Here is a 26,724-nt window from a genome sequence, read left to right as displayed (position 1 = left end):
CGTGCAGTATCAGCTCGACAACCTCGATCGCCGCATCCTCGATGCCCTGCAGCGTGACGGACGGCTGCAAAACCTGGAGCTGGCCCGGCTGGTGGGCCTTTCGCCCTCGGCCTGCCTGCGGCGGGTGCGGCTGCTGGAGGAGGGCGGCTACATCGACCGCTACGTGGCCCTGCTGAATGAGGCGAAGGTGGGTCGTGGCTTCACGGTGTTCGTGCGAGTGTGGCTGCGCGGGCAGGACGAGGACACCACCAACCACTTCATCAACAGCATCAAGTCGTTCCCGGAAGTGCTTGAATGCCATCTGATGGCCGGTGACTGCGATTTCCTGCTGCGGGTGGCGGTGGCGGACCTGGATGCTTACCGGCAGTTCCAGATGCAGCACCTGAACCGGATCACCGGGGTGCAGAACACCAAGACCGAGATTCCGATGCAGCGGATCAAGCAGACCACCCAGCTGCCGCTTTGAGGATGGGTGGTTCCGGCCGGGTTGCACCCGGCACCCGCGGTAGTGCCGGCCGCTGGCCGGCAACCTCAGGAGCAACAGCAGCCGCAACGGCGATGTTCCCAGGGCGGCGGGGCGGTGTGGCCAGGCAGGACACGCCGTAGACCCATCCATGGGGGCTCGATGGCGCCATCCATGGCGCCAACGGTCCTGCCTGCCCACACCGCCCCGCGCCTGACAGTTCCCCGCGACCTGTTGGGGTCGGATCCCGTTGCTGTGCAACGGGCTCTGACCCCGGGAGCAGATGGACATGTCTGTTCGATTCATTGATTCCTGATGCGTGACTGGGTTCACGGAGCCTGGCTCAACGCCGGGCGTAGGCAGCGGTCATCGCAATGACATCTGGCCCCGGTACGGTTTGAGCCCGCTTGCTGGTCGCGCGCGGGCCGGGGTTCCGGTCGTGGCGCGCGTCCACTGCAGCTGCTGTCGCTGCCGAGGGTCATGTGTTCTACGTCAGGGGGCTGAATGGACACCATGCGGTCAGAACTTGGAAGGTGGCCATCGCCGCATGGCTGCTGCTGTCCTTTGCCGCTGTGGCGCGGGACGGTGTTCATGCCTACGACATCCCTGCGCAGCCGCTGGAGCAGGCGGTCGAGCGCTTCAGCGTCATCAGCGGGTGGTCGGTGATGTACCCGGGCGATCTTGCCGCCGGCCGTAGCAGCCATGCGCTGCGCGCCAGCCTTGCGCCGCTGCCTGCCTTGCAGATGCTGCTGCAGGACACCGGCATCGAGGCCGAGATGATCGGTGAGCAGCGCGTGGTGCTGCGCCGGGGCACGCCCTCGGTCGCCGAACCCGGTACTGGTGCCGAACTTCCCGAGGCCGAGCGTCGGCGTCGCTATGGCGGGCTGCAGCAGCGCCTGCGTGCGGTGTTCTGTGACGACCCCGAGATCGCGCCCGGCCGCTATGCCGCGACGCTGCGCTTCCACGTCGACGGCGAAGGCCAGGTGCATGCGCCCGAGCTGCTCTCAGGCAGTGGCAGCGCCCGCCGCGATGCACGCCTGCTGCAGGCGCTGCAGGGCCTGGTGCTTGCGCCCGATGCCGCCGCGCTGCCGCAGCCGGTGACGCTGCAGATCCGACCTTCCGGCACCGACCACGACTGTGGTCGGCGCGCGCCCCTTCCATGACTTCAAGGATTCGAACATGAGCAACGGTACGGCTGGGGCAGTTGACCTGATGGACCACCTTCTGGGGGCCTACGACGAGCTGAAGCGCCGCCTGGTGCGCAAGCTGGGCTCGGAGGAGCTGGCCGGCGATGCGCTGCAGGACACCTGGATGCGCCTGAGTGCGCGCCGTGACCGCCTGGATGCCGTGCAGAATCCCGCGGCCTACCTGTTGCGCATGGCGATGAACACGGTGATCGACCGCCAGCGTGCCGACCACCGCCTGCTGAGCCTGGAAGAGGTGGATACGCTGATGGAGATGGCCGACCCTGCACCGGGCCCGGCGCAGGCGGCCGAACTGGATTTCGCGCTGGAGGACATGGTCGGCCTGCTGCAGCGCATGCCCGAGCGCCGACGCCGCATCCTGCTGGCGATCCGCGTCGATGGCCTGCAGCAGCGCGACGTCGCCGACCAGCTGGGCGTGTCGCTGCGGCTTGTGCAGCGCGAGCTGAAAGCGGCCCAGGACTACCTGGCCGAGCGCAGCGGACAGGGGCGCCAGGTGCGGTTCTGAGCGGCGGCATCCGTCTACACTTTGACGCCGAGCAGAACCCCGCAGCGTGCGGGTCCGGCATGAGCCCCCATGGATCCTGACGATCGCCCGCAACGCCCGCTGGATGCCGTCGAGCGTCAGGCCCACGCGTGGGTGGTGCGGCTGACCTCGGGCGAGGCCACCGCCGCCGATGGGCGCAGGTTCCGTGAGTGGTGCGAGGCTGATCCGCGTCATCGCGAAGCATTCGGCCGTGCGCGCCGGCAATGGGCGCAGGTACGCCTGGCGGGCGAACAGCTGCCCGCCGCTGCGCGCCAGCCGGTCGCGCCGACGCCGTCCCAGCGCTGGAGCCGGCGCGCCTTCCTGGGCGCCGCGATTGCCGCACCGGCCAGCCTGGTGGTGGTGGCGGCGATCCGCCCGCCGCTGGGGCTGTGGCCCTCGGTGACGGCGATGGCGGCCGATTTCCACACCGGCACCGGTGAGCGACTGCAGATCGCGCCCTTGCCGCTGCTGAAGATCGAACTGGATACGCAGAGCAGCCTGCGCCGTCGTTCGGACACGCAGGGCGAAGGCTTCGAGCTGGTGCAGGGCCAGGCCGCGATCGAAACCCAGGCAGGCCTGCGCCTCGCCCTGTTCGCGGGGCCGGGCTGCGTGATTGCCGATGAAGGTGCGGTGCGCCTGGACGTCCGCAACACCCACGGCCAGGTACGGGTGACCTGCCTGCAGGGCAGCGCCCGCATCGAGCACCCGCAGGGCCGCCTGCAGCTGCAGGCGGGCCAGCAGACCCAATACGACGAGCGCCTCAGTGGCGTGGTGGCCGAAGCCCTGGCCTCGGAAGTGAGCGCCTGGACCGAGGGCATGCTGGTGTTCCGTCGCGCTCCCTTGCGCGAGGTGGTGGATGAAATCAACCGCTACCGCCGCGGCAAGGTGCTGCTGGGCGAATCGGCATTGGCGCGGGCCCCGGTCAGCGGTCGCTTCCGCATCGATGATCCGGACGCGGCGCTGGAGCAGCTGCGACTGACGATGTCGCTGGATCTGCGTCGCTTTCCGGGTGGCATTGCCGTCCTTGGTTAGATGAAGACGCTGGCCGTGCGCGCCGTGCAGGGCTGTTGCAAGCAAGGAGACGCCAAGGATGCGCAACGAGACCATCGGTGTGCTGGATCTGCGCCGCAACCTGTCGGCGTTGCTGGAAACCACGCAGCGACGGCCCTTGATGGTGCATCGCTACGGCTCGCCATGGGTGTGCGTGGTGTCCGACGCGCAGTGGCAGCAACAGGCCGTGCTGCTGGACTTCGATCCGCAGTCGCACCCGTTGGCGATGCTGCTGCGGCTGCAGCAGCAGGTGCTGCCCCTCGCTGAGGCCGGCACGCTGCCGCCTGCGGCGATGGCGCGCGTGCTGCTGCTGATGGGCATGCACGGCATCGACGATCTGGTGCAACTGCACGAGCAGGTACAGCATCATCGTCTTTGGCACTGGTTCGTGGCCGGCACCCATGGCGTGATGGACGGCTGGCAGCTGCCGGCGCTGCGTGTTGCGATGGCGTCATGGTGCGATGACGTGGATATGTCCAATGCACTGGCAACGTTCGCCGCACGCAGCGATGTGGCGATACTGGCGCGCCGTTGCGGGGGCGAAGCGCCGCGACTGGAGCGCGAAGCCTGCAGGCAGATGACGCTGCGATGACGTTGCTGATGAAGCGCCACGCAGCGCACAGAGACGCATTCGCGTTGTCGCTTCACCTGCCTTGCTGACGTCTTCTCCAGAGTACGACGCACCACGCGTCGCGGAGCACGGGCGGCGCCGATGGCAGACAGTCGCAGGATCAGCATGCTGGAGCTGGATCGTCACCTGAGCCAGTCGCTGGAACAGGCACGGCATACGCCCGTGAACGTGCAGCGCTATGGGCACTCGTGGGTCTGGGTACTGTCCAGTGACGCCTGGGCCGATGCGGCGCGCTGGGCGGCACTGGACAGCAGCGCGCATCCGCTGGCGGCGTTGCGGCGCGCCCTCGATCTGCAGCTGCGGCCCTGGCCCGAGGCGGCCATGAACGCGCTGCCGCTTGACGCGGGCGATGTGCGGCAGCTGCAACGTGCGGCGTTGCTGGTGGTCGTGCGTGATCTCAACAGTGCGCAGCGCGTGTACGACGATCTGCGTTACCACCAGGTCTACCGGATGTTCATCGGCCTCGACCATGGCACCGCGTGGTCGCCGATGCAGTGCGTGCGCCTGCTGCAGGCCTGCGCGCACCCGTTGCTGCGCGGCTGCATCGACGATGCGCTGGCCAGCGTGCCGCAGCACCTGTTCGAGTCTGCATGTGCCCCGGCTACACGTGTTGCGCCTGCACAGGCACGCGCGCAGCGAATAGCAGGCGGATGTTTATCGTACTGACACATGCACCGCTGACCATGGCGCAGCGGTCTCTTCCAGGATGACGAGGGCGGAACAATGGCAAGGCAGGTGGGTGGTCGCAGGGCTCGGCAACGGGGTTTCAGCCTGATCGAGATCATGGTGGTGGTGGTGATCATCGGCATTCTTGCCGCGTTGATCGTGCCGCGGTTGATGGACCGTCCCGACCAGGCGCGCGTGGTGGCGGCGCGTCAGGACATCGCGGCGCTGATGCAGGCATTGAAGTTGTTCAAGCTGGACAACGGTCGCTATCCCAGCGCCGAACAGGGCCTGCAGGCGCTGGTGAAGCCGCCGCAGGGCAGCGGTGCGATGCCGGTGACACCGTATCTGGATCGCCTGCCGAATGACCCATGGGGTCATCCGTACCAGTACCAGATTCCCGGCACCCATGGCGACATCGATGTGTTCTCGCTGGGCGCGGACAGCAAGCCCGGCGGTGACGCCGGGAACGCGGACATCGGTTCCTGGCAGCTGTGAGGCGTGCAGATGACAGCCCGGACGCGTTCGGTCCCGTGCACCCGCCAGCGCGGCATGGCGGTGATCGTCGCCCTGCTGGTGGTGGCATTGGTGGCGGTGATTGCCACTGCACTGCTGACCCGGCAGTCGGCACAGCTGCGTGCGCTGCGTGGCGACCAGCTGCGTGCGCAGGTGCGCATGGCGGTCGATGCCACCCTGGAGCGCGCGGCGCAGCAGCTGCGTGAGGATGTAAAGGAGCAGCTGACCACGGTGCGCGGCGGCCGTTGGGCGCGTCCGCTGACGCTGCAGTTGCCGCTGCCGGTGCAGTTGCAGCTGGTCGATGCACAGTCCATGTTCAACCTGCGCAACCTGCTGGCCTATGGCAAGCCGGACCTGGAGGCACGGCGCGCGTTCATCGCGCTGTGTGCCGGGCAGGGCCTGGGGCAGGGTGCCTGTGCATCTGCTGCCGATCACATCCAGGCGAGGCTGCGTGATGCCGACCTGCAGGCGCAGGCGCCGTTGCCGCGTGAATCGGTGATCGAGCAGGCCCTGGCGGGCGCCGACCCAGTGGCGGTGCAGGCACTGGCACGGCGCACCGTGGTGCTGCCGGCCCAGACCCTGGTCAATGCCAACACCAGTGACATCAGCGTGTTGCAGGCGGTCACTCCCGGCGTGGAGCCGGGGCGCCTGCAGGCGCTGCTCGGTGAGCGCGACGGTGGCCATTGGCTGCTCAACCGCGGCGATATCGCCAATCGATTGCAACTGAGCAACGCGCAGATGGCCGTGGTGCCGCTTGGCATTCATAGCGAGTGGTTCCTTGCCGTCGGCCAGGTACAGGCCGATGGCAATGCGGTCGACTTCCGGGCCCTGATCTGGCGCGAGTACCGCGATGACAGTGTGCGCGTGCAGCGTGTGTGGACGAGGATTGGAGCATGAGCGTGCAGCTGAGGGTGCGCCTGCCGGCGCTGGAACACCTGCGCGCCGACAGTACGGTCGAGTGGGCGCAGTTGCACAAGGGTGGGGTGCTGGCCCATGGCCGCGAGGGCTTGGCCGTGCTCGGGCAACGTCATCCGCAGGCCGAGGTGCTGGCCTGTCTCGATCCGCAGGACCTGATCCTGCTGGAACTGCAGCTGCCGCCACTGTCGGGCCGCAGGCTGCAGGCCGCACTGCAGGGCGAGTTAGAGGCGATGCTGCTGGATGACCTGCAGGAGGTCGTGTTGGCACATGGTGCGCAGGCGGCGGACGGCACGGTTCCTGTGGCGTGGCTTGGCCAGCAGGCAGTCCTGCAGGCGCAACAGCTGCTGGCTTCATGTGCACTGCAGCTGCAGGCACTGTACCCGACGCCGCTGCTGCTGCCATGGCAGAACGGCCAGGCAACGCTGCAGGCTGCCGGTGAGCATCTGCTGGTGCGCTGCGGGCGCGATCGGGGTTTTGTGCAGTGGTGCGGTGGGCGCGACACAGCGGCGGTGCTGCAGTCGCTCGCGGCGCGTCTTCAGCAATCCGGGGTGCAGGCCGTGCAGTGGATCGACAGCGTGCCGTCGGTGTGGCCGGAGAACCTGCCGGCCACCGTGGTCGCGCATGAACGGCAGGCCAGCGGACCCGTGCCAGCGTGGTCGTTGCCACTGCCGGGTCGCAGCAGGCAGGCACCACGCGTGGCGATCGGCCTCGCATTGGCGGCGGTGTTGCTGGCTGCGCTTGGGCTGCAGCTGCAGGTCTCGCGCTGGCGCAGCGAGGGCGAGGCGTTGCAGCAGGACATGGCGCGGCAGTTCAGTTCGCACTTTCCGGAGATCACCGATGTGGTGGACCCGGTGCTGCAGGCGCGGCGCGCGCTGGCCGTGCCGTTGCCGGCGCCGCCGTTGCCACCGGTGCAGCGGCAGGTCGCAACGACGCTGCAGGCGATTCCGGAGTTGGGCGGCCAGGTGCGCGGCCTGCGCTATCAACCCGGCCAGCTGGAACTGGAGCTGGACGCCGATGCGCAGGCGGTAGCCGATGACGCGCAGCGGCTGGAGCAGTGGCAGCAGGCGGCGCAGGCGCAGGGCCTGCAGATGGCGCGCGAGGCCGGTGGACGCCTGCGCGTGAGCGGGGGCGGACAGTGACCGCCAGAGCCGTGCGCCTGGGCGAGGGTGTGGCCGGTCTGCAGCGACGCTGGCAGCACCTGCCGCCGCGCGACCGCTGGATGCTGTGGGTGATGGTGCTGGCGCTGCTGGCAGCGGGGCTGTGGTCATTCTGGCTGGAGCCGCTGCTGAAACAGCGTGCGCACTGGCAGGCTGAGCTGCCGCGGCTGCAGGCGCAGGCGCGCGCACTGGCGCCGCTGCTGCGTGCACGCGAACGCCAGCAGCAGGTGCAGGGGCAGCGCCCGACGCTGGCCGCGCTGCGTAATGGAATCAAGTCCGCCGGCCTCGCCGATGGACTGCATGTCGAAGCACGCGACGGGCGTTGGCACCTGCAGGTGCAGGCCGTACCTGCTGACGCACTGTGGAACTGGCTGCTGCCCGTGCTGGCCGATCCGGCCATCGAACTGCAGCAACTGCAACTGACACGCACAGGGGATGCGAACATGCCGGCGGCACGGATATCCGGAAACATCGTGATGGCACTCACTGCGGGTGGCCATTCATGAGGGCGATGCGCAGCCTTGCCTGCAGCACTGTACTGGCCCTGATCGTGGGTGGCGCTCACGTTGTTGCACCGGCACAGGCGCAGGACGCCCCCGATGAACCGGTGCAGTTGAACTTGGTGGATACCGATATCGGCGGCGTACTGCGCATGGCGGCGCGCTTCACCGGTCGCCAGTTCCTGATCGACCCGCGGGTGACCGGCAAGATGACCGTGGTCTCTGATGGCCCGGTCAGCCGTACCCAGGCGTACCAGTTGCTGCTGGGCGCACTGCGCATGCGTGGCTTTGCCGTGGTCGAGAACGGCGGTGTCAGCCGGGTGGTGCCGCAGGCCGAGGCCAAGCTGCTCGGTGGCCGTGTGGGCGCGGGCGGGGCCGGCGGCGAGGTGGCCACGCGCACCTTCGCGCTGCGCTACGAGAACGCAGCCGCGCTGGTGGCGGTGCTGCGGCCGATGATCAGCCCGGACAATCCGATCACCGCCAACCCGGGCAACAACACCCTGGTGATCACCGACTATGCCGACAACCTGGAGCGCATCGCGCGGGTGATCGCCAGCGTCGATACACCGGCCGGCATGGACACCGATGTGGTGAAGCTGCAGCAGGGCATTGCCGTTGACGTGGCAGCGATGGTCGCGCCGCTGCTGGATGCGCAGGGCGCCGAGCCCAGCCAGAAGGTGGTGGTGATGGCCGACCCCCGCAGCAACAGCGTGCTGCTGCGTTCCAGCAGCCCGGGCCGAACGCGCCTGGCGCGGCAGTTGGTGGAGAAGTTGGACCGCGCGCAGGACGAGTCCGGCAACCTGCATGTGGTCTACCTGCGCAATGCCCAGGCCAATCAGCTCGCCGGCGTGCTGCGCGGCGTGGTGGCCGGGCAGAGCGATGCACCGGCAATGGGCAGCAACGAAGGCATCACGCCACTGCCGGGTGACGCCAACCGCGCCGCACCCGCGCAACCGTCGCAGCCACCGCAGGCCAAGACCGGTGGCAATGCGCTGGAGTCGCAGCGGCTGGACCCGAACCGTCGCGACCCGATCGACGCCGGAAGCACCGGCTTCAGCCAGAACGGCATTTCGGTGCAGGCGGACGTGGCCACCAACACGCTGCTGATCTCCGCCCCCGAGCCGGTGTACCGCAACCTGCGGCGGGTGATCGACCAGCTCGACCAGCGCCGTGCGCAGGTGCTGGTGGAAAGCCTGATCGTGGAGGTCAACCAGACCGACGCGGCCGAACTGGGCGTGCAGTGGATGCTGGGCAATGGCCGCACCTTCGGCGGCACCCACTTCGGCGGCACCACCGGTGGCAGCGGGCTGAACACCACCGCACGCACCACCCTGGACGTGCTGCCCAAGGATGGTCTGAAGATCGGCGTGATCGACGGCACCATCAACCTGCCCGGCGTCGGCCAGATCCTCAACATGAAGGCGTTGGCCAACGCGCTGCAGAGCAAGGGCGGTGCCAACATCCTGTCCACGCCGAACCTGATGACGCTGGACAATGAAGCGGCCAGCATCATGGTCGGGCAGACCGTGCCGTTCGTCAGCGGCCGCTACGTGACCGACGGTGGTGGCGGCAGCAACAACCCGTTCCAGACCATCGTGCGCGAGGACGTGGGCCTGAAGCTGCGGGTGCGCCCGCAGATTTCCGAGGGCGGCACGGTCAAGCTGGACATCTACCAGGAAGTCAGCAGCATCGACGCGCAGAGCGCGAACAGCACGGCCGGCATCATCACCAACAAACGCGCCCTGGATACCAGCGTGCTGCTGGACGATGGCCAGATCATGGTGCTCGGTGGGCTGCTGGAGGATAGCGTCAGTCATGGCCGTGATGCGGTGCCGGGGCTGGGCAAGATTCCAGTGCTGGGCGCCTTGTTCCGCAGCGACACGCGCAAGCGCGCCAAGACCAACCTGATGGTGTTCCTGCGCCCGCACGTGGTGCGTGACCCGGCCGCCGGCCAGCGCCTGACCCGCGACCGCTACGACTACATGCGCAACGCGCAGGCCGGCGCGCAGCCGCTACAGAGCTGGGCCTTGCCGGCGCTGTCGGCACCGCAGCTGCCACCGCAGGACCTGCCTGTACTCGGCCAGGGCAATGCACGCGATGGCCAGGGCCAGCCGCTGCAGAACAGCAGCCTGGCGGCGCTGTACCCGTCCGGTGACGGCGATGCGCAGCTGGTGCAGTTCGCGCAGGGGCTGGACCCGGCGCGTGCCAGCCAGGGCGTGGCGCAGGTGCGGGCACTGGGCCTGCAGGCCTATGCCGAAGCGACGCCGGGTGAGAGCGGGCAACGCCTGCGGGTGCGATTGCCGCGCGACCCGGCGACGCTGGATCCGGCGCTGCAGCAGCTGCGCGGGCTGGGCTACACGCCGGAACTGGTGATCGGGCCGTGAGCACCGCCGCGCCACTGCCGTACGCCTGGGTGCGCAGCCATGGCGTGATGCTGTCCGAAGTTGGCGGCGAGTCGGTGCTGCTGGGTACCGCCGAAACCGCCGCGTGGGCCGTGGCCGAACTGCGCCGACGGCATGGCCCGCTGCCGTTCCAGGCGCTGGATGCAGCGGCCTGGCAGCAGCGGCTGGGTGAGCAGTACCGTGACGGCGGCGATGCCGCTGCCGTGGTCGGTGCCGCTGAAAGCGAAGTCGATCTGGACCGGCTGATGCAGGACATGCCGGAAGTCACCGACCTGCTGGACGCGCAGGACGATGCGCCGGTGATCCGCATGATCAACGCGCTGCTGGCACAGGCCGCACGCGATGGCGCCAGCGACCTGCACATCGAGCCGTTCGAGACCCACTCGGTGGTGCGCTACCGGGTGGACGGCACCCTGCGCGACATGGTGCAGCCGCGGCGCGCACTGCACGCGGCGCTGGTGTCGCGCATCAAGATCATGGCCCACCTGGACATTGCCGAGAAGCGGCTGCCGCAGGACGGGCGCATCGCGATCCGCGTGGGTGGGCGTCCGCTGGACATCCGTGTCTCCACGGTGCCGACCGGGCATGGCGAGCGTGCTGTGCTGCGCCTGCTGGAGAAGGATGCCGGCCGTCTGCAGCTGCAGCGGCTGGGCATGGCCGATGACACCCTGGCCACGTTCACCGGATTGATCCGGCAGCCGCACGGCATCGTGCTGGTCACCGGCCCGACCGGCAGCGGCAAGACCACCTCGTTGTATGCGGCGCTGGGCCAGCTCGACAGCAGCACCAGCAACATCCTCACCGTGGAGGACCCGGTGGAGTATGACTTCGCTGGTATCGGCCAGATCCAGGTCAACGCGCGCATTGGGATGAGTTTCGGTACCGCGTTGCGTGCGATCCTGCGCCAGGACCCGGACACCATCATGATCGGAGAGATCCGCGACTTGGAGACCGCGCAGATCGCGGTCCAGTCGTCGCTGACCGGCCATGGCGTGCTGGCCTCGCTGCACACCAATGATGCGATCTCGGCGGTGACCCGCCTGGCCGACATGGGCGTGGAGCCATTCCTGCTGGCGTCCTCGTTGCGCGGCGTGCTGGCGCAGCGGCTGGTGCGGCGCCTGTGCACGCAGTGCCGGCGTGCCGAGGTGGATGGCGAAGGCCACACCGTGTGGCGTGCGGTGGGCTGCGCGGCCTGTGCCAACAGCGGCTACCGGGGACGCACCGGTATCCACGAACTGTTCGTGGTCGACGACCGCGTGCGTGCGCTGATCCACGAAGGGCAGGGGGAACCTGCGCTGCGCGAGGCGGCACGACGTGCTGGCATGCGGACGTTGCGCCAGGACGGTCAGCGCTGGGTCGACAGCGGGGTGACCACGCTGGAAGAGATCCTGCGCGTCACCGGCGACGACTGAGGCCTGCATGGCGCTGTTCGACTACCAGGCCGCCAACGCGCAGGGCCGCATCGAGAAGGGTCAGCTGGACGCCGACAGCCCGCGCGGCGCACGCCAGCTGCTGCGCGGTCGTGGGCTGACACCCGTGCAGGTCCGCGCGGCGCGCGGTGCGGGCAGTGGCTGGGGCGCCCGGCGGCTGTCTGCCAGCGAGCTGGCCTGGGCCACGCGCCAGCTGGCCAGCCTGCTGGCCGCCAGCTTGCCGTTGGAAGCTGCATTGAGTGCGGTGATCGAGCAGGCCGAGCGCCCGCACGTGGCCCAGGCACTCACCGCTGTACGTGCCGATGTACGCGCTGGCCAGCGCCTGACTGTTGCACTGGCAGCGCGGCCACGCGATTTTCCGCCGATCTACCGGGCACTCGTGGGCGCGGGCGAAGACTCCGGTGATCTTGCGCGGGTGATGGAGCGCTTGGCCGACTACATCGAAGAGCGCAATGCGCTGCAGGCCAAAGTACTGACCGCCTTCATCTACCCAGCGGCGATCAGCCTGGTGTCGGTGGCGATCGTGATCTTCCTGCTCAGCTACGTGGTGCCGCAGGTGGTGACCGCGTTCGTGCAGGCGCGGCAGACGCTGCCGATGCTGACCCAGGTGATGCTGGCCGCCAGCGCGTTCGTGCGCAACTGCGGCGTGTGGGTGGGGCTGGGCATCGCTGCGCTGGTGGTGGCATGGCGGTTGGCTCTGCGCAAGCCCGAGCTGCGCCTGCGCTGGGACGCGATGCTGCTGCGGGTGCCGATGGTCGGGCGTTTCGTACTGGGTGTGAACAGTGCGCGCTTTGCCTCGACCCTGGCGATCCTGCTGGATGCCGGTGTGCCGCTGCTGCGTGCTTTGGAGGCGGCGCGGCAGACGCTTGGCAATGCGCTGCTGGCGCGCTGTGCCGATGATGTGTCTTCGCGCGTACGCGAAGGTGCTGCACTGGGTGCTGCGTTGAAGGTGCAGAAGGTGTATCCGCCGATCCTGGTGCACCTGGTAACCAGCGGTGAGAAGACCGGCTCGCTGGCACCGCTGCTGGATCGCGCTGCGCAGACCATCTCGCGCGAGATCGAACGTCGCGCGATGGCACTGACCGCGCTGCTGGAACCGACCATGATCCTGGTGATGGGCGGCGTGGTGCTGACGATCGTGCTGGCCGTGCTGATGCCGATCATGGAAATGAATCAATTGGTCCAGTGATGCGCAACGCGCATCACGGCACGCTTTCGATTCTCCACACAATCCTCCACACCTTTTTTCGATCTTCCACAGGTTTCTTAAGCGGCCTGTCATCGGCGCGGACCAGCATAGCCACGTCGCCGCAGAGTGGGCTGGGAGGCCCTCGGCGGCAGCAGGCGTGTAGTGACCGTTCCTCCCTTGGCGTTTCCCTTCGCAGTAAACCCTTCAGGAGAAGATCATGAACAAGTACAAGACCCTGGCCGCGCTGGTTGCTACCGCGCTGCTCGCCACCGCCGGTGCCGCTTCGGCCCAGACCGCCGTCACCGGCGGCGGCGCTTCGCTGCCGGCCGACCTGTACAAGGGCCAGGCTGACAGCATCCTGCCGGTCAACTTCAGCTACGCCGTGACTGGTTCGGGCACCGGCAAGAAGGCCTTCCTGGAAAACAACTCGGCGCTGTTCTCCACCACCGGCACCGTGCACTTCGCCGGTAGCGATTCGGTGCTGAGCAGCACCGAACTGAACACCTACAACAGCACTTACAACGTGTCCGGCGATGCCAACCGCTACGGCGCCCTGGTTCAGATTCCGTCGGTGGCCACCTCGGTCACGATTCCGTTCAACAAGGCCGGTTCGGCCGTTGACCTGTCGGTGACCCAGATCTGCGGCATCTTCTCCGGCAAGATCACCAGCTGGAGCCAGCTGGCGGGCCTGGGCCGTACCGGTGACATCCAGGTCGTCTACCGTGGCGAAAGCAGCGGCACCAGCGAACTGCTGACCCGCTTCCTGACCAGCGCCTGCCAGCCGGCTGACGTGTCGGGCAGCAACCTGAAGTTGACCAACGGCGTGCCGGCGTTCTCGGTGCAGTCGACCTTCGCCAACCTGTTCACCACCGTGCCGTCGAACTTCATCGCCGCACCGGCCACCGGTGGCACCGCGCTGTACAACGCCGTCTATGCCGTTGACGGCCGCGTTGGCTATGTCGGCCCGGACGTGATCCCGAGCCTGACCGACGCCACCAAGGTCGCCAAGGTCAAGGGCTTCTCGCCGGATGAAGTGAGCGTGCAGGCCACGCTGGAAACCGCTGCGCCGCCGACCGGTGCCGCTGCCGAGAACCCGGCGAACTGGGTGCCGGTGTTCGGCAACCCGAGCGCGGGCTATCCGATCGCTGGCTACACCAACTTCGTGTTCGGCCAGTGCTACAAGAACGCCACCGTGGGCGCCAATGTGCGCGGCTTCCTGACCCGCCATTACGGCAGCACCGTGGTCAACGGTGTCGAGCAGGGCCCGAACGACGACGCCATCCGCGCGCACAAGTTCATCCCGCTGACCAAGGCCTGGCGTGATGCGGTCCGTGCTCGCTTCGCCACCGCCACCAACGCCGGTGCGGTGAACAATCCCAGCACCTGCTCGGGTATCGGCCGTCCGCTGTAACTGCAATTGCTTTGGTAGTTGCAGGAAGTGCACAAGGGCGCCGGCAGCAATGCCGGCGCCTTCTGCGTATGTCCGCTGCATGACCGTGATGCGCCTGTCGTCTTCACGCCGCCGCCACCGTCTATGAGGTGCAGGGCGTGCCTCGCGCAGGCCCATCCGTACACACGCCGCCGCCGACGCGGCCCATCAGGTTGACGAGGTCCCCGATGTCGCACCCGCATTCGCCCACCGCCCGTTTCCCTGCTGCCCTGTGGCGCAGCCACCCGATGGCCTGGGCCGTCGCCGTGGCCCTGGGCAGCGTGGTGGCTCCGGCCACTCAGGCCCAACAGGCGTTCAGCCCCGGCTGGTTCGCCGAGCGCGGTGCGGCGCAGGGCGCGGCGGCACAGAGCGGGCGCATGCCCAATGGCGTGCCGATCCAGTTCCAGCTACCCGCGCAGCAGCAGGATGCGGCACGGCAGAAGCTGCAGCAGTCGATCGACAACCTTGGTACGGCCGCGCAGGCCATCGCCCTGCAGCAGCGCCTGCAGGAACAGGCACGGCAGGCGCGCCGCGAGGCGGGCTTCGTGATCGCCGATGGGCTGGGCAAGGATGGCCTGAAGGTCGACGAGAATCCGCTGACCCGCGGCTGGATCAACGCCCGCGAGGCGATCCAGTCGCAGGCCGCCGACGGGCGGGTGCTGGTCAACATTGAGCAGACAGCCGACCAAGCGATCCTGAACTGGGAAACCTTCAACATTGGTGGCAACACCACACTGAATTTCCTGCAGAACCCCGACTGGGCCGTGTTGAACCGGGTGAACGATCCCGCCGCAAGGCCCAGCCAGATCCTTGGCCAGCTGAAGGCCAATGGCACGGTTTTCGTGGCCAACCGCAACGGTGTGGTGTTCGGCAACAACAGCCAGGTCAATGTCCGCAATCTGGTGGCAGCGGCCGCACGCATCAGCGATGCGCAGTTCCGTGAGCACGGCCTGTACAGTGCCGACGCGAACACCTCGGCGCTGACCGACGCCGTGGGCAAAGTCATGGTCGAACGCGGTGCACGCATCACCACGCACGAACCGACCACGGCAACGCGGGGCGGTGGCTATGTGCTGCTGGCTGGGCACAGCGTGGAGAACGCGGGCCAGATCGAGACGCGCAAAGGTCAGACCCAGCTTGCCGCCGGCGACAGTTTCGTGATCCGCCGTGGCGTGGGCACGGCGCAGAACACTGCATCGACCACCCGTGGCAACGAGATCGCACCGCGCTTCGTCGCTGACAGCACGGCCGGCAGCGTTCGCAACAGCGGTCAGATCCAGGCACGCGAGGGCGACATCACCCTGGCCGGCCGCACGGTCGAACAGGCCGGCGTTGCGGTTGCGACAACCACGCTGAATCAGCGCGGCACCGTACACCTGCTGAATTCGGCGTCCGATGCGGCGGGCAGTGTGACCCTGGCCTCCGGCTCGACCACTGCAGTACTGCTGGAAGACGATGGCAAGAGCACGGCGCTGGACAGCCAGCGCGACGCGCTCATCAAGGAATCCACCGAGCAGGACAAGCTGCGCGGTTCCAGCAACAGCGGCACCTTCGACAATCTTTCGCGCCTGCAGGACCGCCGCGAGCAATCGCGCATCGAAGTCGTCTCCGGCGGCGATGTGAACTTCCAGGCCGGCGCACTGGCAGTGGCCACCGGCGGCCAGGTGATCGCCGACGCCAGCCGGCGCAGCTATCTGGATGATGGCGCGCGCGTGGACGTCTCCGGTGCGGTGGGCGTGCAGGTGGCGATGGAAAGCAACAACGTCAAGGTGAAGGTGCAGGGCAATGAGTTGCGCGATTCGCCAGACAACCGTGACAGCGGCAAGCTGATCAACAGCGAGGTGTGGATCGATCGCCGCCAGTTGACCGAAGTCGCCGCCGGTACCGGCGGCTATGAAGGTACGCGCTGGTATGCCGGCGGCGGCCTGCTGGAAGTGGGGGGCTACCTGGACAATCAGGGGCATTCGATCAGCGAATGGGCAGCGCAGGGTGGCACCGTCCAGCTGGCAGGCAAGGAAGTCGTCAGCCACGCCGGTTCGCGCATCAATCTGGCCGGTGGCAGCCTGGATGTGCAGTCCGGTGTGGTGCAGCAGAGTTGGCTGCGTGGCCGCGACGGGCAGTTGTACCGGCTTGATGATGCACCGGCCGAGATGCTGTACGACGGTCTGTACCAGGGCTATGAAGTGAAGCAGGAACGGTGGGGGGTGACCGAATCGTTCCGCAATCCGCTGGTGGCACCCACCCAGCGTTTCGACAATGGCTATACCGTGGGACGCGATGCTGGCCGTCTGCTGATCTCGGCGCCCACGGCTGTCCTGCAGGGCCAGGTGGATACGGTGGCCTTCCAGGGCCTGCAGCAGACCCGCCGCCCCGACCAGGGGCAGGACGGATACGCGCAGGCACAGACGGCGGCGGCCCGCAACGCCCAGCTCTGGCTGGGGCGTTTCGACAACACCGGCCGAAGTGCAGTGTTCGATTCGCAGATCCGCATCGGAGCGCTCCAGGCCGACACCCGGTCATGGACGTTGCAGGCGCCGATCGGGGAAACACAGCGCAATACCGTGTGGTTGGACAGTGAGGTCCTGAGCGCTCAGCGTTGGGGGCAGGTGGACCTCGCTTCTGCGGGCCGCATCGACCTGGATGGCACGCTCAGGTTGCAGGAGGGCGGTCGGCTTGGGCTCACTGCAAGCCGCGTCAGCTTCGGTGGAACGGTGCAGATTGCCGGAGGGCAGGTGGAGGCCGGCAACCTGCTTCCGGCGCTCGGCGGGCCCTCGGCCCTGCTGAGGTCCGGACGCGGCGCGGTGGATGTTGCGGCGGGCGCACGGATCGATCTTGGCGGCAGTTGGAGTAACGCGCTTGCTGCGCCGGATGGCGACCCCGCGCAGGCGTGGATCGACGGTGGACAGATGCGCTTCAACAGCAGTCACGACATCCGTGTGGGTGAAGGGGCAGCGATTCTTGTCGATGCCGGCGGCGCGATCGATGGCAGTGGCAAAGGGCGCGTAGGCAAGGGCGGCAGTGTCAGCCTGCTCGCGGCCAGCACCGAGGTTGCCACCGACGGCAGCGGGCGGATCCGTATCGGCGATGGCGCACGCTTCAGCGCGCTCGGCAATGGAAGCGGCAATTTCACGCTGGCAACAGGCGGTGCGGTGTCTATCGGCGCGCCTGGCACGGATGCATCGGCGGCGTCGTTGCAACTGCAGTCAGCACTGTTCAGGAGTGGCTTCGCCGGCTATGACATCGCTGGGCACAACGGTTTGACGGTTGAAGAAGGTACCCAGCTGCAGGTGGAACGACCGGCGCTGCGCCTGGCCGAGGGCGCACAGCAGGCACTGGCCCGCGAGCAGGGCGTTCAGGCCTGGACGCCGTCGCTGTATGAGGCGGATCCGGCCAGCGGGCGTGTATCGCAGCGCGGCGGCGCGAGCCTGGCATTGCGCGCAGGGCATCTGCTGTCCACGGCCGATCTGCGCGTTGGCAAGGGCGCAAGGATCGAGGTCGATGCCGGCCAGTCGATCGAACTGTTCAGCGCCGGCAATCTGGACGTGGCTGGCAGTCTGAAGGCGGCCGGCGGCCGCATCCGCCTGGACGAGGCATTCGACCCGACCGGTGTGCGTGGCGATCAACGCCGCGAACGTCGCTGGACGATTGCCGAGGGCGCCCTGCTGGACGTGAGCGGCGATAGCGTTTCCCTGCCCGACGCGCGCGGGACATTGCGCGGACAGGTGCGCAAGGGCGGAACGATCGAGATCGGGGGGGCGTTGGACTGGGAAGACCAGGACAACGTACGCCACTTGCCGCCCGATACCTTCGTGGTGGTGGAGCGCGGTGCGCGGCTGGACGCGTCCGGTGCTTCGGCGCTGCTGGACATTGATGGCAGCGGGCGCACCCGGGTGGACAGCGACGGCGGCAGCATCGTGCTGCGCGCCGGCAATGCGCTGTACATGCAGGGCGACCTGGACGCGGCAGCGGGCGGCGACAGCGCGCGCGGCGGCACCCTGGGGGTTGCCTTCGGTGGTGGCACCTACGGCAGAACGGCAGACGGCAAGGAGGTGCTGGCACCGCGGGTGATCTCGTTGACCCAGCACGCCGCGCAGACGGCGGACCTGCCTGCACGCCTTGAGTACGGCCATGCGGCACTGTCGATGGGGCAGATCGAGGCCGGTGGTTTCGATCATCTGGCCCTGTTCGGCGACATCCGCGCCCTGGGAGATGTCACTCTGCGCATGGACCAGAGCCTGCGCATCCAGGGCTTGAATGAGCGTTACCTCGGCCTCGTCCCGGGTAACAGCGAGGGCGGCCGCCTGCAACTGGCCGCGCCATATGTTCGCCTTGCGCAGGGGCGCTGGTGGCAGCCGGCCGGGGAAGGCACGTTGCGCCCACTGGAGGCAGCGTTCGACAGCGGCCGGCAGCATCGCCTGGACGTGAGCGCCGATCTGATCGATCTGCGAGACGTCACCTGGCTGGCGGGATTTGACCAGGTCGCGCTGCGCAGCCGCGGTGACATCCGCATGCTGGCCCCGGTCGCCAGCAGTTCACTCGTCTCCACGCTGGCAAGCCCGGGTTCGATCGATATCAGCGCCGCACGTATGTATCCGGCGGCCCGGGCCAAGGGACGCATCGTGGCGGGCGTCCCCGGCATCGGTCCTTCAGGCCTGTCCTGGCAGAACCCCGACGCCGTACTGCGCATCCATGGCATTGCAGGCGGCGCGCAACCGGCACCGGACTCTGCGTTCGGAAGCCTGGAGCTGGTGGCGGCGACGGTGGTGCAGGGCGGCAATGTGCAGGCGCCGTGGGGCCATGTGCAGCTGGGTGGCAGGGAATTCAACGCCGATGCGGCCAGCCGCGTCGACCTGCTTGCAGGCAGCGTGACGTCGGTGAGCGGTGCCGGCCTGCAGCTGCCGTTTGGCGGTACCGTGGATGGTGTGGGCTGGCGCCGTAACGGTGCCGACTTCGATGTGCTGGGCCCCGGCTCGACCAACATCCCGATCGGTATCGACATCGTCGCCAACGCTTTCAATGGCGTGGCGGGCAGTGTGCTGGACGTCTCCGGCGGAGGCGAGCTGTCCGGTGCCGCATTCGTGGCGGGGCGCGGCGGCTCGGTGGACATCCTGAGGCACGCGCTGGCGGATGCGAACCCGCGCTACCGCTTCAGCGGCAGTGACAATGCGGTCTACGCGATCATGCCGGGACGCTCGGGCACGCAGGCGCCGCAGGCGGTCTCGGACGGCAGCGCCGATCCGCGCATCGGCCAGCAGATTGTCATTCCTGCCGGGGTTCCCGGCCTCCCGGCCGGAACCTACACGCTGCTGCCGGCAAGCTACGCACTGCAGAAGGGCGCATTCCGCGTCGAAGTCGGCGCCGAAAGCGCCGTCGGCAGCCGCCAGGCAGTGGCGACCGGCACGGGTTCCTGGCGCGTCAGTGGACACCAGGCGCAGAGCCTGGGCGGTGGAGTCTCATCGCTGCTCACCGATCTGGTGCTGACGCCGGCGGATGTGGTGCGCCGCCATGCCAGCTACAACGAGACCTCCTACAGCACTTTCGTACAGGGCGTGGCTGAGCGGCGTGGTGAAGCGCTGCGCTGGCGGCCAACCGACGCCGGCAACCTCAACCTGGTGTTGGGCGATGGCGCCGGACGTTCGAGCGTGCCAGCCGCGATCTTCCAGGGCGTGTCACGCTTCAACGCCGGCAGCAATGACGGACGCGGGGGCACGCTTTCAGTCAATCTGCTCGCCTCCAATGAGGCAACGCTGGAGATTGCCACCCAGGGCGGTAGTGCCGGCAGCGGCAGCGGCGCCACCCTCTTCGATTCGGCGCTCAATGCGTTCCGCCCGGAAACGATGCTGATCGGCGGCGTGCTGCGACGTGACGCGACGACTTACTCGTTGGAGGGCAGCGCGCAGCACATCGTGGTGCGCAACGGCGTCAACCTGACGGCGCAGGAAGTGCTGCTGTCGGCTGCGTTCGGGGGCAAGGGCATCCTGGTCGAGCAGGGCGCTTCGATCGATACCTTGGCCGGGGCCGATCCCTCGCGCGTGGCGCAGCCCACGGCGCCCTACCTGGTGTCGGGCGGCCTGCTTGCCGTGTCCAACCAGCGCTTGACGGCGCTCAGTGCGCAGGGCGGCAGTGCCGGCGGTCCGGTGGCGATCGACATCGGCGGATGCGTGGTGGACTGCAATGGCCAGACCCGGTTGCTGTCGGCAGGCAGCATCAACGTGGTCACCGACGGCGCGCTGAGCATTGGCGACGCGGTGAGCTACGGCACGCGCCAGCTCGGCCTGGGCATGTCGGCGCTCAATCTCGGCAGCGCCGAGGCCATTGCGGCGGCAGCGGCAGCCGGCGGCCTGCCGGCGGGCATGACCATGAACCAGGAGGTCCTGCAGCGATTGCTGCGTGGAAACACTGCCACCGGCGCGCCGGCGCTGGAGGCGCTGAGTCTGACCGCGCGCGATGCCATCAATGTGTTCGGCAGCGTGGACCTGGATACGCGTGACGGTGCGACCGGCCGCAGCAGCCTGCGCAGCCTGGTGCTGGGCGCCCCTGCCATTCATGGTTACGGCACTGCGGCCGACCACGCGCGCATCTTCGCCGATACGCTGGTCTGGGACGGAACGCTGGCCGGCACCACATTGCCCGGCGGTGAGCAGGCCCAGCCAGCCGGCGAGGCAATGGTGGGTCGGCTTGGCCAAGGGCAGCTGGAAATTAATACGCGGGTGCTGGAGCTGGGGCGTGCGCCCTTCACCCGGCCCAGTTCGTCGGTGGCCGCGGATCGGCAGGTGCTCGGCTTCGCCGGCGTTACCCTGGCAGCGTCGGATCGCATGTTGTTCTCCGGCAAGGGCAGCCTGGATGTCTTCCAGCGGCAGGGCGATTACGTGGCAGGCAGCGGCTGGCAGTTCAGCGGCGGCGCGCTGGATATCGTTACCCCGCTGCTGACCGGCAGTGCGGGCGCGCAGCTGGCAATCCGCAATGGCGGTACGGTGCAGGTGCGCGGTGCCGCGGCAACCGCGGGCAGCGATGCGTTGGGTGCGGAGTTGTCCATCACGGCCGAACGCGTTGTGATCGACAGCCGGGTGGCGCTGGCGTCCGGCCGGTTCGAAGCCAATGCCCGCCAGGGCGTGGCGCTTGGCAGCAATGCAGTGCTGGACATGGCGGGGCGGAAGGTCAGCCTGTTCGACGTGGACAAGTACAGTTGGGGCGGCGACGTAGCGCTGTCGAGCCGTGAAGGTGACATCGTTGCCGACGCGGCGTCGCGCATCGATCTTTCCGCCCGCAACAACCGCGGCGGCCGCTTGACGGTCGCTGCGCTGGGCCCGCAGGGCGGCCGTGTGGATCTGGCAGGTACGTTGCTTGGCGGAGCCAGCGGCCGCTACGACGCCGGTGGCACTGAAGTGCCCTACGACGGCGGCGAACTGGTGGTACGTGCACGCCAGTTGCAGGACTTCTCCGGGCTGAACACCCGGCTTACCGCCGGTGGCATTACCGGTGGCCGGACGTTCCAGTTGAGCGAAGGCGACCTGGTGATCGGCGATGAAGTGAAGGCACGCAACGTGGATATCAGCGTCGATGGTGGCAGCCTGCTCGTCAATGGTCGCATTGATGCCAGTGGCGAACAGGTCGGCAGCATCCGCCTGTCCGCCCGCGATGTGCTGCGTATCGACGGAACATTGGACGCGCATGGCAGCGCCTTGCGCGTCGATAGTTACGGCAAGATCATCGACAGCCCGAACCGGGCGATGATCGAACTGAACTCGGCCAGTGGCGGCCTGCAGCTGGGCGCGTCCGCTTCGATGGACCTGCGCGCCGGCACGTCGGTGGCTGCGGGTAGCAGCCCGGGCCAGAACGATGGCCGCGCACGCGGCAGCGTCAAGCTCAACGTGCCACGCGTGGGCAGCAACGACGCCGCGATCGACGTGGCCAGCGGCATCCGTATCGCCGGTGCCGCCGACGTCCAGGTCAACGCCTTCCGCAGCTATGATTCGGCGCCATTGGCCAGCGCTCCTGACGTGCATGGCCATCGTCCGCAGGTGATCAACCAACACTGGCTGGACACGGTTGTGGACCCGGACAACAGCCAGTGGATGAACGCCGCGCTGACCAATACGGTACTGCAGCAGCGTACTGCCGCACTGGGCAGCTATCGCCTGCGCCCCGGCGTGCAGATCGTGGCGCGGACCAGCAGTGACAACCCGCGTGGCGATCTGGTCGTGGCCGGCGATATCGATCTGTCCGGCTACCGCTACGGACCGCAGTCGAACCGGACCGATCCAGCGCGCCGTGGCTTCGGTGAATCGGCAGCGCTGGTGCTGCGCGCCGAAGGCGATATCAACGTCTACGGCAGCATCAACGATGGATTCGCACCGCCGCCTGCCAATCCCGATGAGGACGGCTGGGTGCTGCTGGAAGGGCGCAGTGCCGGTACGCCCAACACGGCGTTCGGTGGCGACCTGATCGTGCCCGGCGAAGGTGTACAGCTGCAGCGCGGCACCGAATTCCGTGCTGGCGCGACGCTGAACTATGCACTGCCCTTCGAGGCCGTGACCCTGCCGGCCGGAACCGTGCTGCCCGCGGAAATGCGGTTGTCGGGACCGCTGCTGCTGCCGGCCGGCACCGTGCTGGGTGCAGCAGTGACGACGGCGGGTGGCGAGGTGGTAGCGGCTGGAACCGTGCTGGCCCAGGCATTGACGTTGCAGGCGGGTGCGCGCCTGGGCGCCGGCTTCCGGCTGCGCGCGCCGGCGCCGGTGGCCGCACAGGTGTGGCCGGCCGGCGTCGCGCTGCCGATGGCGATGAAGCTGTCAGACGCGGTGGACCTGCATGCCGGCGCGATCATCCCGTCGATGACCAAGGTGGAGCTGGCCGGCGATGCGCCGGTGAAACTGCGGCCTGCCGACGCCAGCGGGCGCCAGGGACGCAACTGGGCGCTGGCGGCGATGCTGCCCGAAGGCACCACCTCGTGGGATCTGACTGCAGTGGCCGGTGCCGATACGACCGCTGCCGATCCGCGTACCCGCAGCTGGGGAAGCGACGGCAGCATCGTGCTGGCCGACAGCCACTACAGCACCATCGGGACGGTGACCAAGACGACGGAATGGAAGGGTGATCGAATCGTCAATTTGGAAGGTTCTCTGTACTGGTGGGGCGATGAGAGTCTGGCCGGAAAGTCACCTGCCGAGGTGGCCGAGATCATCGGGACCACCGAGGCGGAGATCTGTGGCGCAGGCGCCTTCTGCGGCCCGGCCCCGCGCCTGGTGGACAAGGAAGGCTCGCTGGCATGGTGGGGCGATGAATCCTGGGTCGGCCGCCCGGCTACGGAACTGGGCGCCGAGATGGGCATGTCGGAGGAAGAGATCTGCGCGGCAATGGGCTACTGCTACGGCGGCGGTACGCTTACCGAAGTCACCACCTACGGCAAGCGCCTGGGCTCGCCGGCCTGGAGCGTGCTGCGTACCGGCAAGGGTGATCTGGCACTGCTGGCCGCGCAGGACGTGCGCATGAAGTCCGGCTTCGGCGTGTACACCGCAGGTGCGCCGACGCTGCTGGGCGATGGCAGCGATCCCCAGTTCAATCCGGTGCGTACGGCTGCGCCCTGGCACACCTCGCTGCTGGGCAGGAACCAGGTCTCGGGCAACTATGATGCGGCGCTGGCCAGTTACCGTGCGTGGTATCCCGACCATGGCGGCGATGTCAGGGTTGAAGCCGGGCGCGACATCATCGGCGACGCCTGGACCGCCCGGTCCGAATCCGGTACGGCGCAGCGCGACCAGGCCGGGCATTCAAGCGCAGCCGTGGGCGGCTGGTTGTGGCGGCAGGGTACGGGCACCACCGAAGGCGTCCAGGCAACACCGACGAGCTGGTGGATCAACTTCGGCACGTACAGCACCGTGGGCGCCGAAGCGGACGCAGCTCCCCGCATGGTCGGGTTCACCGGCTTCGGCACGCTGGGAGGCGGCAATCTGTCACTGGAAGCGGGCCGCCACGCGGGCGTGCTCGACCCGATGGGCAATGCCCTGGGTCTGTTGACCGCGCCTCATTCCAGCGCGATTGTTGCTGCGGTAGGGTCGACCGGGCGCGTCAGCAATGGTGAGCTGCATCTGACCGGTGGCGGCGACCTGACCCTGCGCAGTGGCGGTGCGTTGAATCCTGGCCTGCGCGCCAGCGCGCAGCAGCCGGAGAGTTTCCTGCAGGATCTGGATCTCAATGGCGCGATGACCAACCTGCGCGGCAGCACCCTGCTGCAGGCGGCACGCATCGGTGGCCTCAGCGCGATACAGAGCAGCTACGGAACGCTGGGCCTGATGGATCCGTTCGTGGCGGACGCCCCGGTGGCGATGGCGGGGCCCCTGCTCATTCTGGGTGATTCCACTGCCCGCCTGCAGGCCCGTGGTGACATTGTTCTCGGTGGCGCCGCAGATGCAGGGCGTGTACCGACGGCCAACTACAACGACGTGGTTCTGGGCGATGGCCAGCATGCAGCTGGCACGACGTGGTTCTCGCTCTGGACCCGAGGCACGGCACTGGACCTGTTCTCGGCAGGCGGAAATCTCGCACCCAGCCTGGCCGGAACTCTGCATGCAACCGGTAGCAACATGTTCGCTGAAGGCATCGCGCTGCGCGAGCAATCCGTTCCCGCCAGCATCAATTACTGGCTGTATCCGTCCAGGTTCAGCGCGGTGGCAGCGAGTGGTGACATCATCAGCGCCCCGCTTCGAGGTCTCGGACCAGGGGCGACTACGGGCGATGTGATCCTGCTCGCGCCTTCGGCCAGCGGCCAGCTCGATGTTCTGGCCGGAGGCTCGATCCATGCCGCGATCAACGCCACCGGCATTGCACGTTCCGGTAGCGACGCCCGCCTGCCTGGCCCGTTTGATCCTGCATTCGTGGCCCAGCGGGGCGCCAGCCTGACGCGGGTCGGCCACAATCTCTCCGACGATGGGGTGCAGGGAGCGGATCCGTCGGCGAACCTGCCCTTGTTCGCGTTCGGCCCCAGTACTCCGACCACGGGTGCGCTGACGTCCCGGCCCACGTCGCCCAGCCGCTTCTATGCCGTTGCCGGTGACATCATCGGGTTGGGCAGCGGCGGGCGCAGGCAATTGAGGCGGAACATCGGCGAGGAGAGCCGGACACTGTTCGACTGGTACGAAGCGGGCTCGGCCGTACAGCTGCGCGCCGGTCGCGACGTGATCAATGCGAACGTCACCGCGCTCAACACCAGCGGTACCGATATCAGCGGGATCGAGGCGGGCCGGGACATCATCCGCAGCAACCTGACGGTGGCCGGCCCTGGCAACGTTGAAGTGAGTGCGGGCCGGCAGCTGCGCCAGGAAGAGGCCGGAAGCATCGTGAGCCTGGGTGGCGTCGTCCAGGGCGATGCCCGTCCCGGTGCCAGCATCGCAGTGACTGCCGGCAATCAGGGCATTGACTTCGATGCACTGCGCACGCGCTACCTGGACCCGGTCAACCTGGCCGACCCGGCGCAGTCGCTGGCATCGCAGCCCGGCAAGGCGGTGAAGATCTATGACAAGGAGTTGAAGCAGTGGCTGCAGCAGCGCTTCGGCCTGGCCGTCGACGGCGCCGAGGCGCTGGCTGCGTTCGACCGGTTGCCGAGCGAACAGCAACGGATGTTCCTGCGCCAGGTCTACTACGCCGAACTGCGCGAAGGCGGCCGCGAGTACAACGATCGGAATGGGCCACGTGTTGGTTCTTACCTGCGGGGCCGTGAGGCCATCGCCACGCTGATGCCGGACAAGGATGCAGCAGGTGCGACGATCCAACGCACCGGCGATATCCTGATGTATGGCGGCGCCGGCGTACGTACCGAAGCCGGTGGCAACATCGAGCTGATGGCACCGGGCGGACAGATCGTGGTGGGTGTACAGGGCGTGGTGCCACCGGCCAGTGCCGGGCTGGTGACCCAAGGGCAGGGTGACATCCGGCTGTTCAGCCAGGACAGCGTGCTGCTGGGCCTGTCGCGGGTGATGACGACGTTCGGCGGTGACATCCTGGCCTGGTCGGAGCAGGGTGACATCAATGCCGGTCGCGGTTCGCGGACCACCTTGTTGTACACGCCGCCGCGTCGCGTCTATGACGGCTGGGGCAATGTGATCCTGTCGCCGCAGGCTCCCGCCAGTGGCGCAGGCATCGCCACCTTGAACCCCATCGCCGAAGTGCCGCCGGGCGACGTCGACCTGATCGCGCCGCTGGGCACCATCGATGCGGGCGAAGCGGGCATCCGTGTTTCGGGCAACATCAACCTTGCCGCGCTGCAGGTGCTCAACGCGGCCAACATCCAGGTGCAGGGTGAGAGCAAGGGCCTGCCGGTGTTGGCCACGGTGAACGTCAATGCGCTGGCGTCGGCCAGTGCTGCAGCGAACAGTGCCAGCCAGGCCGCACAGGACGTGATGCGCAAGAGCCAGGACGACGCACGGCGCAACCAGCCGTCAGTGATCAGCGTGCAGATTCTCGGCTTCGGCAGCGGCACCAGCAGCATTGCGCCGCCGGCGCGCGGCACGACCGCCAACAGCGGCTACGACGCCAACAGCGCCTTCCAGTTCCCGCAGGCAAGCCGCGACGAAGGCACGCAGCGCCGATAGGCATAGCACGCCCCGGTAGGTGCCGACCTTGGTCGGCACGCATTGCCCGATGCAGCGCATCGGG

Annotated in this window: 15 protein-coding genes; all 15 read left to right on the top strand. The window is 68.0% G+C overall.

Annotated features, from left to right (window positions below; genetic code table 11):
- Position 1 precedes the first annotated feature (1 nt).
- The 15 genes from ACZK45_RS11935 (at position 2) to ACZK45_RS11865 (ending at position 26,660) form a co-directional block, all read left to right on the top strand.
- Positions 2-466: an Lrp/AsnC family transcriptional regulator gene (locus ACZK45_RS11935; RefSeq protein WP_099553468.1), complete on the top strand. Its 465-nt coding sequence runs from the start codon at positions 2-4 to the stop codon at positions 464-466.
- Positions 467-945: 479 nt separating this feature from the next.
- The gene (locus ACZK45_RS11930) at positions 946-1,626 is read left to right on the top strand and encodes an STN domain-containing protein (protein ID WP_125893671.1); all 681 of its coding nucleotides are present in this window, start codon (positions 946-948) and stop codon (positions 1,624-1,626) included.
- Between the two features lie 16 nt (positions 1,627-1,642).
- Complete coding sequence (locus ACZK45_RS11925; protein ID WP_032128154.1) at positions 1,643-2,173, top strand: RNA polymerase sigma factor; 531 nt, start codon at positions 1,643-1,645, stop codon at positions 2,171-2,173.
- Positions 2,174-2,242: 69 nt separating this feature from the next.
- Positions 2,243-3,223, top strand: a complete 981-nt coding sequence (locus ACZK45_RS11920) for a FecR family protein (RefSeq protein WP_125893670.1) — start codon at positions 2,243-2,245, stop codon at positions 3,221-3,223.
- Between the two features lie 58 nt (positions 3,224-3,281).
- Positions 3,282-3,833 (top strand): hypothetical protein, encoded by a 552-nt coding sequence (locus ACZK45_RS11915; protein WP_329893612.1) that lies wholly within the window; start codon positions 3,282-3,284, stop codon positions 3,831-3,833.
- Positions 3,834-3,977: 144 nt separating this feature from the next.
- Complete coding sequence (locus tag ACZK45_RS11910) at positions 3,978-4,538, top strand: hypothetical protein (RefSeq protein WP_478444716.1); 561 nt, start codon at positions 3,978-3,980, stop codon at positions 4,536-4,538.
- Positions 4,539-4,595: 57 nt separating this feature from the next.
- Positions 4,596-5,033 carry a type II secretion system major pseudopilin GspG gene (gene gspG, locus ACZK45_RS11905; RefSeq protein ID WP_478444715.1) on the top strand — a complete coding sequence of 146 codons (438 nt, stop codon included), beginning with the start codon at positions 4,596-4,598 and terminating at the stop codon, positions 5,031-5,033.
- Positions 5,034-5,042: 9 nt separating this feature from the next.
- On the top strand, positions 5,043-5,948 hold the full coding sequence (gene gspK / locus ACZK45_RS11900) for a type II secretion system minor pseudopilin GspK (RefSeq protein ID WP_478444714.1): 906 nt from the start codon (positions 5,043-5,045) through the stop codon (positions 5,946-5,948).
- The gene (gene gspL, locus ACZK45_RS11895; RefSeq protein WP_293794906.1) at positions 5,945-7,108 is read left to right on the top strand and encodes a type II secretion system protein GspL; all 1,164 of its coding nucleotides are present in this window, start codon (positions 5,945-5,947) and stop codon (positions 7,106-7,108) included. Before gspK ends, gspL begins: the two co-directional genes overlap by 4 nt.
- Complete coding sequence (gene gspM / locus ACZK45_RS11890) at positions 7,105-7,632, top strand: type II secretion system protein GspM (RefSeq protein ID WP_032128120.1); 528 nt, start codon at positions 7,105-7,107, stop codon at positions 7,630-7,632. The genes gspL and gspM overlap by 4 nt, the downstream gene beginning before the upstream one ends.
- Positions 7,629-10,010, top strand: a complete 2,382-nt coding sequence (gene gspD / locus ACZK45_RS11885) for a type II secretion system secretin GspD (RefSeq protein WP_478444713.1) — start codon at positions 7,629-7,631, stop codon at positions 10,008-10,010. The genes gspM and gspD overlap by 4 nt, the downstream gene beginning before the upstream one ends.
- Entirely contained in the window at positions 10,007-11,440 is a 1,434-nt protein-coding gene (gene gspE, locus ACZK45_RS11880; protein WP_478444712.1) for a type II secretion system ATPase GspE, read from the top strand. The genes gspD and gspE overlap by 4 nt, the downstream gene beginning before the upstream one ends.
- Positions 11,441-11,447: 7 nt before the next feature.
- Positions 11,448-12,647 (top strand): type II secretion system inner membrane protein GspF, encoded by a 1,200-nt coding sequence (gene gspF / locus ACZK45_RS11875; protein WP_478444711.1) that lies wholly within the window; start codon positions 11,448-11,450, stop codon positions 12,645-12,647.
- A gap of 217 nt (positions 12,648-12,864) precedes the next feature.
- Positions 12,865-14,058, top strand: a complete 1,194-nt coding sequence (locus ACZK45_RS11870; RefSeq protein ID WP_478444710.1) for a substrate-binding domain-containing protein — start codon at positions 12,865-12,867, stop codon at positions 14,056-14,058.
- 206 nt (positions 14,059-14,264) lie between these two features.
- The gene (locus ACZK45_RS11865; protein ID WP_478444709.1) at positions 14,265-26,660 is read left to right on the top strand and encodes a filamentous haemagglutinin family protein; all 12,396 of its coding nucleotides are present in this window, start codon (positions 14,265-14,267) and stop codon (positions 26,658-26,660) included.
- Positions 26,661-26,724: the final 64 nt, after the last annotated feature.

Source organism: Stenotrophomonas sp. 63632_Sma (genome assembly GCF_056482875.1).
This window is presented reverse-complemented; position numbering and strand designations above follow the sequence as displayed.